11 protein-coding genes and 1 riboswitch are annotated in these 12,552 nt (G+C 72.3%); of the genes, 8 read left to right on the top strand and 3 right to left on the bottom strand.

Annotation, left to right across the window (positions count from 1 at the left end; translation table 11 throughout):
- Positions 1 to 33: 33 nt before the first annotated feature.
- Positions 34 to 1,611 (bottom strand): beta-N-acetylhexosaminidase, encoded by a 1,578-nt coding sequence (locus tag HNR68_RS18530; RefSeq protein WP_179722840.1) that lies wholly within the window; start codon positions 1,609 to 1,611, stop codon positions 34 to 36.
- Positions 1,612 to 1,741: 130 nt separating this feature from the next.
- A complete protein-coding gene (locus HNR68_RS18525) occupies positions 1,742 to 3,622 on the bottom strand; it encodes a propionyl-CoA synthetase (RefSeq protein ID WP_179722838.1) in 1,881 nt (626 codons plus the stop codon).
- A 311-nt stretch (positions 3,623 to 3,933) separates the two neighbouring features.
- Here HNR68_RS18525 and HNR68_RS18520 point away from each other — a divergent pair, with 311 nt between their 5' ends.
- The 8 genes from HNR68_RS18520 (at position 3,934) to HNR68_RS18485 (ending at position 11,496) form a co-directional block, all read left to right on the top strand.
- Entirely contained in the window at positions 3,934 to 4,170 is a 237-nt protein-coding gene (locus tag HNR68_RS18520) for a hypothetical protein (RefSeq protein ID WP_179722836.1), read from the top strand.
- 163 nt (positions 4,171 to 4,333) lie between these two features.
- Positions 4,334 to 5,026, top strand: coding sequence for a cardiolipin synthase ClsA (gene clsA, locus HNR68_RS18515; protein ID WP_380574102.1), 693 nt, complete (start codon positions 4,334 to 4,336; stop codon positions 5,024 to 5,026).
- A gap of 141 nt (positions 5,027 to 5,167) precedes the next feature.
- Positions 5,168 to 5,551, top strand: a complete 384-nt coding sequence (gene gcvH, locus HNR68_RS18510) for a glycine cleavage system protein GcvH (RefSeq protein ID WP_179722834.1) — start codon at positions 5,168 to 5,170, stop codon at positions 5,549 to 5,551.
- A 132-nt stretch (positions 5,552 to 5,683) separates the two neighbouring features.
- A complete protein-coding gene (gene garA / locus HNR68_RS18505) occupies positions 5,684 to 6,142 on the top strand; it encodes a glycogen accumulation regulator GarA (RefSeq protein ID WP_179722832.1) in 459 nt (152 codons plus the stop codon).
- Positions 6,143 to 6,541: 399 nt separating this feature from the next.
- Entirely contained in the window at positions 6,542 to 7,018 is a 477-nt protein-coding gene (locus HNR68_RS18500) for a bifunctional nuclease family protein (protein ID WP_179722830.1), read from the top strand.
- Between the two features lie 270 nt (positions 7,019 to 7,288).
- Positions 7,289 to 7,858, top strand: a complete 570-nt coding sequence (locus HNR68_RS18495; protein WP_179722828.1) for a MerR family transcriptional regulator — start codon at positions 7,289 to 7,291, stop codon at positions 7,856 to 7,858.
- Positions 7,859 to 7,944: 86 nt separating this feature from the next.
- Positions 7,945 to 8,047: riboswitch (glycine riboswitch) on the top strand.
- A gap of 173 nt (positions 8,048 to 8,220) precedes the next feature.
- Positions 8,221 to 11,106 (top strand): aminomethyl-transferring glycine dehydrogenase, encoded by a 2,886-nt coding sequence (gcvP, locus tag HNR68_RS18490; RefSeq protein WP_179722827.1) that lies wholly within the window; start codon positions 8,221 to 8,223, stop codon positions 11,104 to 11,106.
- Between the two features lie 120 nt (positions 11,107 to 11,226).
- Positions 11,227 to 11,496 carry a HesB/IscA family protein gene (locus tag HNR68_RS18485; protein WP_179722825.1) on the top strand — a complete coding sequence of 90 codons (270 nt, stop codon included), beginning with the start codon at positions 11,227 to 11,229 and terminating at the stop codon, positions 11,494 to 11,496.
- A 64-nt stretch (positions 11,497 to 11,560) separates the two neighbouring features.
- Here HNR68_RS18485 and HNR68_RS18480 read toward each other — a convergent pair whose 3' ends face one another.
- On the bottom strand, positions 11,561 to 12,112 hold the full coding sequence (locus HNR68_RS18480; protein ID WP_179722823.1) for a hypothetical protein: 552 nt from the start codon (positions 12,110 to 12,112) through the stop codon (positions 11,561 to 11,563).
- Positions 12,113 to 12,552 lie beyond the last annotated feature (440 nt).

Below are 12,552 nucleotides of genomic sequence, written 5' to 3'. Positions count from 1 at the left end.
CGCGGTCCGTCGGGTGTCATCGGTCCTGGTCGGTCACTCCTCCCACGGGACCTGCGGGGACCGGTAGAAGTCGATGCCGGAGGCCGCCAGCCGGGGTCCGTGCGTGGCCAGGCGCTGGGCGAACGACTCCCAGTCGTGGGCCGACGCCGGGGACCAGGCCAGTTCGGCGATCGCCGGCAGCCGGGGGAAGGCCATGAACTCGATGTGCTCGGAGTTCTCCAGGGTCTCCGACCACAGCGGCGCTTCCACGCCCAGGACGGCCTCCTCCGGCACGTCCTGCAGGTAGCTGCCCGGGTCCCAGCCGTAGGCGTCGGCGACCTCGATGAACCCGGCCCACTGCAGGCCCAGCGGGGTGTTCTCGTCGTACTTCATGTCCAAGTAGGACTTGTTGGCCGGCGACACCAGGATCTTGTTGCCGCGGGCCACCGCCTCCGGCAGCAGCGGGTCGGCGTTGGTGGTGCCCCAGTACTGCAGCACCGCTCCGCCCTGCGGGGCGGCCTTGCCGTAGTCGTGCCAGCCGACCGGGGTCTTGCCGTACTTCTCGACCAGCGGCAGCACCCGGGAGAGGAACGCCCGGTAGTCCTCGTCGGTGGTCGAGTCGGCCTCGTCGCCGCCGATGTGCAGGTACGGGCCGGGAGTCATCTCGGCCAGTTCCCGGATCACGTCCTCGACGAACCGGTAGGTGATCTCCTTGCCCACGCACAGCGAGCTGAAGCCGACCTCGATGCCGGTGTACAGCGGTGGCGCGACCCCGTCGCAGTTCAGCTCGGCGTAGGAGGCCAGCGCGGCGTTGGTGTGCCCCGGCATGTCGATCTCCGGGACCACCACGACGTGCCGCGACGCGGCGTGCTCGACGATCTCGGCGTAGTCCTGCTTGGTGTAGTACCCGCCCGGGCCGCCACCGACCTCGGTGCTGCCGCCGTACTCGGCCAGCCGCGGCCAGCTGTCGATCTGGATGCGCCAGCCCTGGTCGTCGGACAGGTGCAGGTGCAGCCGGTTGATCTTGTACCGGGCGATCTGGTCGATGTAGCGCTTGACCTCGTCCACGGAGAAGAAGTGCCGCGCCACGTCGAGCATCGCGGCCCGGTGCTCGAACCGCGGCTGGTCGGTGATCTCGCCGCCGGGCACCGGCCACGGGCCGGGCTGCGGGGCGGGGCTCTCGATCGCGGCGGGCAGCAGCTGCCGCAGCGTCTGCACGCCGTTGAACAGCCCTTCGGCGCTGGCCGCGCGCAGGTCGACGGTCTCGCCGGTCACCCGCAGCCGGTAGCCGGACGGGCTGAGCCCGGTGCTGTCGTCGAGCTGCAGCGCGATGTCACCGCCGTCGGGCTCGCCACCGTCGACCGGCAGCGCGAAGCCGGTGGCGGGGCGCAGGACCTCGGCGAGGTACTCGCCGACGCCGGCGGCGTCACCGGACGCCCGGATCGAGGTCTGCTCGGTCAGCTCGAAGGTCGTCGCCGGGTCCGGTCGCACCGATTCGGGCGCGGGGATGACGTTGTCGATCGTGGAGTTCGCCACGGCCGGTGCGGCGGTGGCCGGGACGGTGGCCCCGGCGACCAGCGCACCGGCCGCCACGGCGAGTGCGGCCCGGCGCACCGTTGGTCGAGGGATCATGTGCGTTCGCTCCTCGGAGTCGCGCAAGCGGTGCACACAAAGGTATAGACCAACTTCGGCCGGGGGAGCCTCCGAACGGACGCATCGCGGCGGCCCCCGGCGCACGTGCCGGGAGCCGCCGCGACGCGCGTCAGCCCTCGCCGCGCAGGGCCGGCCGCAGACGCTCCAGGACCGCCGGGTCCTCGATCGTCGACGGCACGGTGGTGTCGCCGGTGTCGGCGATCTCGCGCATCGACTTGCGCAGGATCTTCCCCGAGCGCGTCTTGGGCAGCCCGTCGACGACGAGCACCTCGCGGAACGCCGCCACCGGTCCGATCTGCTCGCGCACCGCCGCGACCAGCTCCGCGCGCAGCTGGTCCGGATCGACCTCGACGCCGGACTTGAGCACCACGAGCCCTCGCGGCACCTGGCCCTTGAGCGAGTCCCGGACCCCGATCACCGCGCACTCGGCGACCGCCGGGTGCGCCGCCAGCACCGCCTCCATCGAGCCGGTGGACAACCGGTGGCCCGCGACGTTGATCACGTCGTCGGTGCGGCCCATCACGAACACGTACCCGTCCTCGTCGACGTAGCCGTTGTCGCCGGTGAGGTAGTAGCCGGGGTAGCGCGACAGGTACGACTCGCGGAACCGCTCGTCGTCGCCCCACAGCGTGGGCAGCGTGCCCGGCGGCAGCGGCAACCGGATGCAGATCGCGCCGTCCCGCCCCGGCGGCAGCGGGTTGCCCGCCTGGTCCAGCACCACCACGTCGTAGCCGGGCACCGGCACCGTCGGCGATCCGGGCTTGACCGGCATCGGCTCCAGCCCGCGCAGGTTCGCGCAGATCGGCCAGCCGGTCTCGGTCTGCCACCAGTGGTCGATCACCGGCACGCCGAGGTGCTCGCACGCCCAGTGGTAGGTCTCCGGGTCCAGCCGCTCCCCGGCCAGGAACAGCGTCCGCAGGCTGGAGGTGTCGTGCTTGCGGAGCAGCTCGGCGTCCGGGTCCACCCGCTTGATCGCGCGGAACGCGGTCGGGGCGGTGAACAGCGCCTTGACCCCGTGGTCGGAGATGACCCGCCAGAACGCGCCCGCGTCCGGCGTGCCGACGGGCTTGCCCTCGTAGACCACCGTCGTGGCCCCGGTCAGCAGCGGCGCGTAGACGATGTAGGAGTGGCCCACCACCCATCCGACGTCGGAGGCCGTCCAGAACACGTCGCCCGGGCCGATGTCGTAGATGTTGGCCATCGACCAGCGCAGCGCCACCGCGTGCCCGCCGTTGTCCCGCACCACGCCCTTCGGGCGGCCCGTGGTGCCGGACGTGTACAGCACGTACAGCGGGTCGGTCGCCGCGACCGGCACGCACTCGGCCGGCTCGGCCTGCGCCAGCGCCTCCTCCCAGTCCACGTCCCGCTCGCCGAGCTCGGCGCGCGCCTGCTCGCGCTGCAGCACGATCACCCGGCGCGGCTGGTGCTCGGTCATCCGCAGCGCCTCGTCGACGATCGGCTTGTACTCGACGACCCGGTTCGGCTCCAGCCCGCAGGACGCCGCGACGACCACCGTCGGCCGGGCGTCCTCGATGCGCGCGGCCAGCTCCTTCGGCGCGAAGCCGCCGAAGACCACCGAGTGCACCGCGCCGATGCGGGCGCAGGCCAGCATCGCCACCACGGCCTCGGGGACCATCGGCAGGTAGATCACCACGCGGTCGCCGCGCTCCACGCCCTGCGCCCGCAGCGCCCCGGCGAACAGCGCCACCTCCTCCAGCAGCTCCCGGTAGGTCCAGCGAGCCACCTGCCCGGTCATCGCCGAGTCCCAGATCAGCGCCGTCTGCTCCCCGCGCCCGTCGCGGACGTGCCGGTCCAGCGCGTTGAAGCAGGTGTTGAGCTGCCCGTCGGGGAACCAGCGGAAGAACGGGGCGGCGTCGGAGTCCACGGCGCGCGTCGGCTCGCGCACCCACTCGATCGCCGTCGCAGCGTCGAGCCAGAAACCCTCCGGGTCGGTCAAGCTCTTCCGGTGGGCCTCGGCGTAGGCACCCATGACCACAAACCTCCTGCACGTCCCGCGCTCGTTGCCCTGACGTCCTACCGCACAGCCACCCCGTGCGCCAGGGCCGTCACGCACCGCGTTCGGCGCCCGGTGAGCGGTGCGCCGGAGTTCGGCCGGGCGTTGTGCCCGGCGGATCGCCCGGACGCAGTTCGGCGACGGATCGCGTCCACTGGGCGCTGCGGCGGGCGCTCGCCATGACGCGGCGCGCACGCGTGGTGACAATCGGGCAGACGCCTGCGATCGGGCTAACGAACGAGTGCTCCTCCCCGACAACAGGAGCAGAAGACGGAGGTGCTGCAACGATGAGCACGGAACCGGCCCAGTCCGCCGAGGCATCCACCAGCCAGGTCGACTCGAGCCCGACCACGTCGGCCGACCTCCCCACCACGCCCTGGAGCGTGGTGTGGAGCGGTGGCCATTCCTACGTGCTCGAGGGCTCCGCCGGCGCCCGCTGGGCCGGCGTCGACGACCGCGGGCGGGCCCGGTTCCTCACCGACGCCGAGCTCCGGCGTCGCGGCTGGAGCCGCACCCCCGTCTGATCACGCTCGCCCCGGGCTCCGCCGCGCACCTGGCCCGATCGACGACCACGCGCGGCGGGGCCCGGCCGCCCCCTGTGCCGTGCGCCGAATGTGAGATCCTGAGCCCGAGGGGATGCGCAGCTGTGCATCTGGGGTAGCACGCACAACCGATCAGGGGAGGCTCGTGGTGCAGGACGCCGAGCGCACCACGGAGAACACCACGAGCGGGGGCGACCCCGGTCACTCACCGGAACACCGCCCGGACCCCGGCATGGCCCGGATCCGCGAAGTCGCCGCCGGGGTGTGGGCCGATCCATGGTGGACACTGCCGAACCTGCTCAGCGTGCTCCGCCTGGCGGGCGTGCCCCTGTTCCTCTGGCTGCTGCTCGGCCCCCGGGCCGACGTGCTGGCCCTGCTCGTGCTGGTGGTCAGCGGTCTCACCGACTGGCTCGACGGCAAGCTCGCCCGCTGGCTGAACCAGTACAGCCGCCTCGGCGAGCTGCTCGACCCGGCCGCCGACCGGCTCTACATCGTCGCCACCCTGGTGGCCTTCGTGCTGCGTGACGTGGTGCCCTGGTGGGTCGCCGCCGCGCTCGTGCTGCGGGACGCGGTGCTGACGCTGTGCCTGCCGGTGCTGCGCTGGCACGGCTACGAGCCGCCCGAGGTGCACTACCTCGGCAAGGCCGCGACGTTCTGCCTGATGTACGCGTTCCCGCTGTTGCTGCTGGTGCAGGAAGACTTCCCGCTGTCCGAGGTGGTGCGCCCGGTCGCCTACGCCTTCACCTGCTGGGGCGGCGCGCTGTACCTGTGGGCCGGGGTGCTCTACCTGGGACAGGTGGTGGTCGCGGTGCACCGGGCGCGCGCCAGGACGCCGTAGTCGGTTCCGCACCTCCGGTGGTGTTACCTGGGTCGCCTTGCGGGCGGCACCGCGCGATGCATACGCTCGCCGAGCCGATCACGCGGGCGACGCGCGGTCGGAGACCTGAGAGTGACGAGTGGACGAGGAAGGCGGGACCACGTGGCGGCCCCGGACGAGATCAAGTACACCGAAGAGCACGAGTGGGTCCAGCGCACCGGCGAGGACACCGTGCGCGTCGGGATCACCGAGTACGCCCAGCAGCAGCTCGGAGACGTGGTCTTCGTGCAGCTGCCCGAGGTGGGGCAGCAGGTCTCCAAGGGGGAGTCGCTGGGCGAGGTCGAGTCGACCAAGAGCGTCTCGGACATCTACGCGCCCGTCACCGGTGAGGTGACCGCCCGCAACGAGGGCCTGGAGGACCAGCCCGAGCTGGTCAACTCGGAGCCGCTGGACGGCGGCTGGATGGTCGAGATCAAGCTGGCCGACCCGGAGCAGCTGACCGGCCTGCTCGACGCCGAGGCCTACCAGAAGCTGATCGAGAGCTGATCGACCAGGCAAGATCGTCGATCTGTCGGGGTTGCCGGGGAGAATGTCGGGAGGTCCGCGTCCCACGCCTGCCCAGGCACGGTACGTTGGGCACATACTTGGCACGATCTATCCGCGTGGAGGAGAGCTCAGGTGAGCCAGAACAGCGGCTTCGGCGACGTCCCGCCGGAGCAGTCACCGGAGACCACCTCGGTCTTCAGGCCCTTCCTCTCGGAGCAGGAGAGCACCGAGAGCCCGGCCCCGGAGCCCGCCGCCGCGTCCGGGGTCGATGCACTGCCCGCTGGGTCGGCATTGCTGGTCGTCAAGCGCGGTCCGAACGCGGGCTCGCGGTTCTTGCTGGACCGGGAGACCACCAGCGCGGGTCGGCACCCGGACAGCGACATCTTCCTCGACGACGTCACGGTTTCCCGTCGGCACGCCGAGTTCCGGCGTGAGGGCAACGACTTCGTGGTCGTCGACGTCGGCAGCCTCAACGGCACCTACGTCAACCGGGAACCGGTGGACACCTCGGTCCTGGCCAACGGCGACGAGGTGCAGATCGGCAAGTTCCGGTTGGTGTTCCTGACCGGGCCGGTCGAAGGCGGGCGCTGAGCCCGGACCCCGACTTCCGACCCGTCAGCGGGGCGACGCCATCCCGGCGCCGCCCCGCTGACGCGTCGCGGTACGTGCGCGACCGGGGTCGGCGGCATCCGAGTCCGGGAATCTCCCGGCAGCGCAACCGGTTCTGATGTTCCAGCGGCTTCCTCCGCAGCGGTCCGCCAGGGGCCCTGGCGGGTGTATCGTGCTGGTACCGCTCTACGACGAGCGCAGCCAGCGGTTCGGGTCCAGCGTCCGGGTCGGTGTTCCGGCGGGAGAGCTGTGGCAGCGGCGGTCGGTCGGGCCGCCGAGGGATGGGCGTAGCCGCCGTATCGCGGGTAGCGTCGAAAGCGCCGGTGCGCGATCCTCGATGGGGATGCCACGCTTCGGCGCGCTGGAGGAGGCGATGTGACGATGAGCAGCGAGATGCGCGTCGTCGGCGTGCGAGTGGAACTACCAGCCAACCAGCCGATCCTGCTGTTGCGCGAGGCGCACGGCGAGCGCTACCTGCCGATCTGGATCGGCTCGGTGGAGGCGACGGCCATCGCGCTCGAGCAGCAGGGCGTGCGGCCGCAGCGACCGCTGACCCACGACCTGCTCAAGGACGTCATCGGCGCCCTGGGTCGCGACCTCGAGCAGGTCCGGATCACCGATCTGCAGGAAGGCACCTTCTTCGCCGAGCTGGTGTTCGACGGGGACGTCCGGGTGTCGGCGCGGCCGAGCGACTCGGTGGCCCTGGCGCTGCGCGTCGGGGTGCCGATCCACGCCGACGAGTCGGTGCTCGACGAAGCCGGGTTGATCATCCCGGACGAGCAGGAGGACGAGGTCGAGAAGTTCCGCGAGTTCCTCGACTCGGTCTCCCCGGAGGACTTCCGCGGCGCGGACACCTGAGGGTCCGCGCACCGGTAGGAGCAGCACCGGCCCCCGCCTGCGCCCGCAGGCGGGGGCCGGCTCGTCCGGGTGCCCGCGCGTCGCGTTGACCTCCCCGCGAGGCAGGCATACCGTCGGGTTGAGCGAAATCGCCCCGGTGTGATTCAGCGGGTGACTGCCGATGCGTCGGTGCTACCGGACCGCGGTCGGCGGGGCGGTTCGCGGCCCCGACCGAACCGGTCGGGCGCTGGTGATCGTCGTCGGCGACAAGCCGGACGAGGGGAGGCAGGCGTGGTCGAGGAAGCGTCCAACGGGGATGCTGCCGTGGAGCAGGGTGAGCTGTTCCCAGACGCCTCGCTGCCGGACGAGTTGGTCGGCTACCGCGGGCCGGCCGCCTGCCAGATCGCCGGCATCACCTACCGCCAGTTGGACTACTGGGCGCGCACCAAGCTGGTCGGCCCGTCCATCCGCGGGGCGGCCGGCTCCGGCTCGCAGCGGCTGTACTCGTTCAAGGACATCCTGGTGCTCAAGGTGGTCAAGCGGCTGCTGGACACCGGGGTGTCGCTGCACAACATCCGGGTCGCGGTGGAGCACCTGCGCAACCGCGGCGTGCAGGACCTGGCCAAGCTGACGCTGTTCAGCGACGGCACGACGGTCTACGAGTGCACCTCGGCCGAGGAGGTGGTCGACCTGCTGCAGGGTGGCCAGGGGGTGTTCGGCATCGCCGTGAGCGGTGCGATGCGCGAGATCAGCGGCACCATCCACGAGTTCCCGGCCGAGCGGGCCGACGGCGGCGAGATGGTGAAGGCCGAGGACGAGCTGTCCCGCCGTCGCCGGGAGCGGAAGGCCGAGACCGGCTGACCGGTCGGCCGGTCACGCCGACTGTGCTCCAGGTCGCATCGGCGGTCCGCGGACCCGGTCTGATCGGGTAGGCTGCGACACATCGTCGACCCCGTGCGGGAGAGTCCGGCCCGGCGCCCAGCCGTGGTCGGCGCCGAAGGAGCAACCCTCCCCGACAACCTCTCAGGCCACCCGGACCGCACGGGCGAGATGCCTCTGGAAAGTGGGGGTGCCACGGCAGTGGTGCCGCCCCGCCGACGGTGCAAGCCCGGTCCCCGGGCGAAGCTCTCAGGCGTTCGCTTCGCGAGCAGTGACAGAGGGGGAGAGCAAGGCAGCCGAGGCTGCACTGCTGCCCCTGTTCGCCGCGATGATTGAGGTTCGCGATGTCCGACGTGACGCACGATCGCATCCCCCTGGCAGCCCTGGAGCACGGAACGCCGTTCGCTGACCGGCACGTCGGGCCGGCCCCGGCGGAGCTCGCCCACATGCTCGACGTGATCGGTGTCGGTTCGCTGGAGGAGCTGGGCCGCAGCGCCGTGCCGGACGCGATCCGGGAGGACGACCTGCGGCTGTCCCTGCCCGAACCGGCCACCGAGTCGGCGGCGCTGGCGGAGCTGCGCGAGCTCGCGCGCCGCTGCACCCCGCACACCGAGATGATCGGGCTCGGGTACTACGGCACCACGACCCCGCCGGTCATCCGGCGCAACGTGCTGGAGAACCCGGCCTGGTACACCGCCTACACGCCGTACCAGCCGGAGATCTCGCAGGGCCGGCTGGAGGCGCTGCTGAACTTCCAGACGATGGTGGCCGACCTGACCGGCGTCCCGGTGGCCAACGCGTCGATGCTCGACGAGGCGACCGCCGCGGCCGAGGGCATGACGCTGGTGCGCCGCGCCGGGAAGTCGAAGTCGCCGCGGTTCCTGGTCGACGCCGACACCCTGCCGCAGACCATCGCGGTCATCCAGACCCGCGCCGAGCCGCTGGGCATCGAGGTCGTCGTCGCCGACCTGTCCGAGGGCCTGCCCGAGGGCGAGTTCTTCGGTGCGCTGCTGTCGTACCCGGGCGCCTCGGGCGCCGTGCGCGACCACGAGGCGGTCATCGCCGAGGTGCACGAGCGCGGCGCGAAGGCCGTGGTGGCGACCGACCTGCTGGCGCTGACGCTGCTGCGCCCGCCGGGGGAGATCGGTGCGGACGTGGTGGTCGGCAGCTCGCAGCGCTTCGGCGTGCCGATGGGCTTCGGCGGCCCGCACGCCGGGTTCATGGCCGTGGCCAAGGGCCTCGAGCGGCAGCTGCCCGGACGGCTGGTCGGGGTGAGCGTGGACGCCGACGGCAACCAGGCCTACCGGCTGGCGCTGCAGACCCGCGAGCAGCACATCCGCCGCGAGAAGGCCACCAGCAACATCTGCACCGCGCAGGTGCTGCTGGCCGTGGTGGCCTCGATGTACGCCGTCTACCACGGCCCGGCCGGGCTGCGGGCGATCGCGACCCGCACGCACCGGATGGCGGCCGTGCTGGCCGAGCAGCTGCGGCGCGGCGGGGTCGAGGTGCTGCACCGGGACTTCTTCGACACGGTCATCGCGAAGGTGCCGGGCCGGGCCGACGAGGTCGTGGCCGCCGCGCGCCGCGGCGGCATCAACCTGCGCCGGGTGGACGCCGACCACGTCGGCGTCAGCTGCGACGAGACCACCACGCGCGCCCACCTGGCGACCGTGTGGCGGGCGTTCGGCATCGACGGCGTGGACGTCGACGAGCTGGACGCGCAGACCCCGGACGCGCTGCCGGAGGCGCTGCTGCGCACCTCCGAGTACCTGACGCACCCGGTGTTCCACACCCACCACTCGGAGACCTCGCTGCTGCGCTACCTGCGGCAGCTGTCGGACAAGGACGTCGCGCTGGACCGCAGCATGATCCCGCTGGGCTCGTGCACCATGAAGCTCAACGCGACGGCCGAGATGGAGCCGATCACCTGGCCGGAGTTCGGCGACCTGCACCCGTTCGCGCCCGCGCAGGATGCTGAGGGGCTGTTGTCGCTGGTCAAGGACCTGGAGACCTGGCTGGCCGAGGTCACCGGCTACGACGCGGTGAGCCTGCAGCCCAACGCGGGCAGCCAGGGCGAGTTCGCCGGCCTGCTGGCCATCCGCGCCTACCACCGCAGCCGCGGCCAGGCTGGCCGCAACGTGTGCCTGATCCCGGCGAGCGCGCACGGCACCAACGCCGCCAGCGCCGTCATGGCCGGGATGCGCGTGGTCGTGGTGCGCTGCGACGACGAGGGCAACATCCAGCTGGACCACCTGCGCGAGCTGGTCGCCGAGCACGCCGACGACCTCGCCGCCATCATGATCACCTACCCGTCGACGCACGGCGTCTACGAGGACACGGTGCGCGAGGTGTGCGGCCTGGTGCACGACGCGGGCGGGCAGGTCTACGTCGACGGGGCGAACCTCAACGCGCTGATCGGCCTGGCCCGGATGGGCAAGTTCGGGTCCGACGTCTCGCACCTGAACCTGCACAAGACCTTCTGCATCCCGCACGGCGGCGGCGGTCCGGGCGTCGGCCCGATCGGCGTGCGCGAGCACCTCGCGCCGTTCCTGCCGAACCACCCGATGCAGCCCGCGGCCGGGCCGGACACCGGGGTGGGGCCGATCAGCGCCGCCCCGTGGGGCAGCGCCTCGATCCTGCCGATCTCGTGGGCCTACGTGCGGATGATGGGCGCGGACGGGCTGCGCCGCGCGACGCTGACCGCCGTGGCGGCGGCCAACTACGTGGCGCGGCGGCTCAACAGCTACTTCCCGGTGCTCTACACCGGCAAGGGCGGGTTCGTCGCCCACGAGTGCATCCTGGACCTGCGCCCGATCAGCAAGACCAGCGGCATCAGCGTCGACGACGTGGCCAAGCGGCTGGCCGACTACGGCATCCACGCGCCGACCATGTCGTTCCCGGTGGCCGGGACGCTGATGGTGGAGCCGACCGAGAGCGAGAGCCTGGCCGAGCTCGACCGCTTCTGCGAGGCCATGATCGCCATCCGCGCGGAGATCGACAAGGTGGTCGCCGGGCAGTGGCCCGCCGACGACAACCCGCTGGTCGGCGCGCCGCACACGGCGGCCTGCCTGGTCCGGGACTGGGACCACGCCTACTCCCGCGAGGAGGCGGTCTACCCGCTGGGCACGGCGGCGCCGAAGGTGTGGCCGGCGGTGCGGCGCATCGACGGCGCCCAGGGCGACCGCAACCTGGTCTGCTCCTGCCCGCCGCTGGAGGCCTACCAGTCCTGACGACTCCCGTCACGACCGGGGCCCTGCGACACGCGCGTGGGGCCCCGGTTTGCGTCGTGGGCCGGAGGGATGACACGGTGGCCCCTTACCTGTGACCGCTCCGAGAGGGAGTTGAGCACCATGCTCACCATCAGTGAGAGCGCCGCCGAGGTCATCAAGCTCGTCCTCGTGGGGGGTGACTCTCAAGAAGGATCCGGTCTGCGCATCGCACCGGGTGGCGACGGACTGCAGGCGTCGATCGCCGAGCAGCCCCAGGCGGGCGACCAGGTGGTCGAGGCGTCCGGCGTCCGGGTGTTCCTCGAGCCGCAGGTCGCCGAGCTGCTCGGGGACAAGACGCTCGACGCCGAGCGGGACGCCAACGGCGACCTGGCGCTGGCCGTCCGCGACTGAACCGACGACTCGAGGAGCGCCCCGGACCCCGCGGTCCGGGGCGCTCCTGCGTTCCGGTGCGGTGTCAGCTCGCCGAGCGGCTCGGTGCCGCCTGCAGCCGGCCGGCGGCGCGCCTCGGCTGCCGGGTGCGGCCCCACGGCTTGAACACCGACAGCAGGTAGGCGGTGAGCAGCAGGGTCGGACCGACCACCACCGGCGGGAGCAGCGTCGCGGCGAGCGCGGCACCGTCCCCGGCGACCAGTCGGGCGCCGGCGTCGGCCGCCCGTTCGACGGTCGGGCGCAGCGCGACGACGATGAGGACCGCGTAGAGCAGGTTGATGGCGAACTTGACCACCACCCACCAGTAGCGCAGCAGTCCGTACTTGGTGCCCAGCCCGAGCACCACCCCGGAGGCCAGGCACACGAGGCTGGCGGTGAGCATCGGCCAGACGGCGACGATCGCGGCGGCCTGCAGCGCGGCACCGGCCGTCTGCGGGGAGCTCGTGAGCCCGGCCGTGGCGACCAGGACGCCCAGGGCGAGGTCGGTGCCGAACCAGGCCGCCGCCGCGAGCAGGTGCACGACCAGGTACACCTTGCGTCCGCGTGCGCTGAGCCGGCGCGTGGTCGTGGTCGTCATCGGGTCCTCCTCGTCGGTGCGGCTCGTCTCGTCGCAGCGTGGCCGAACCGGCGGGTCCGCTCGTCCGTCGCGGCGCTGAACCTCGGCTACGCCCGCTGACGTACGCGCCCGGCGCGCGCTGCGCGAGCGACCGCAGGACGGTCGAGTCGGTCCGGTGCCCGAGGCGCGCGACCCGGTGGTCCGGCCTCCTGCGCCCGGGTGAGCGGCGATGATCGAGCGCCCGCACGACGGGTACCATGGCGGCCGCTGGCCGCGTGTCTCCCGCGTTCCCCCTCGGGACGCACGCGGCCAGCCCCGTGCGTGATCGCCAGGCGCAGCAACGTGTTCCGCCCTGCCGCGGCCGCCGAGCGGGTGAGCGGGCCACGCACGGTCCCGACACCGGTCCGGTGCGTCGGCACTCCACTGTGGACCATCGTCCGATGTGGACCACTGGCCGGCAG

Source organism: Saccharopolyspora hordei, from assembly GCF_013410345.1.
Taxonomy (GTDB): domain Bacteria; phylum Actinomycetota; class Actinomycetes; order Mycobacteriales; family Pseudonocardiaceae; genus Saccharopolyspora; species Saccharopolyspora hordei.
The sequence above is the reverse complement of the archived record's forward strand: the minus strand, read 5'-3'. Positions and strand labels throughout refer to the sequence as shown.

Excerpts from the sequence above, each read along its gene's own strand:
- HNR68_RS18530 (WP_179722840.1), bottom strand. The coding sequence starts at position 1,611 with ATGATCCCTCGACCAACGGTGCGCCGGGCCGCACTCGCCGTGGCGGCC.
- HNR68_RS18525 (WP_179722838.1), bottom strand. The coding sequence starts at position 3,622 with ATGGGTGCCTACGCCGAGGCCCACCGGAAGAGCTTGACCGACCCGGAG.
- HNR68_RS18520 (WP_179722836.1), top strand. The coding sequence starts at position 3,934 with ATGAGCACGGAACCGGCCCAGTCCGCCGAGGCATCCACCAGCCAGGTC.
- HNR68_RS18500 (WP_179722830.1), top strand. The coding sequence starts at position 6,542 with ATGAGCAGCGAGATGCGCGTCGTCGGCGTGCGAGTGGAACTACCAGCC.
- gcvP (WP_179722827.1), top strand. The coding sequence starts at position 8,221 with ATGTCCGACGTGACGCACGATCGCATCCCCCTGGCAGCCCTGGAGCAC.
- HNR68_RS18485 (WP_179722825.1), top strand. The coding sequence starts at position 11,227 with ATGCTCACCATCAGTGAGAGCGCCGCCGAGGTCATCAAGCTCGTCCTC.
- HNR68_RS18480 (WP_179722823.1), bottom strand. The coding sequence starts at position 12,112 with ATGACGACCACGACCACGCGCCGGCTCAGCGCACGCGGACGCAAGGTG.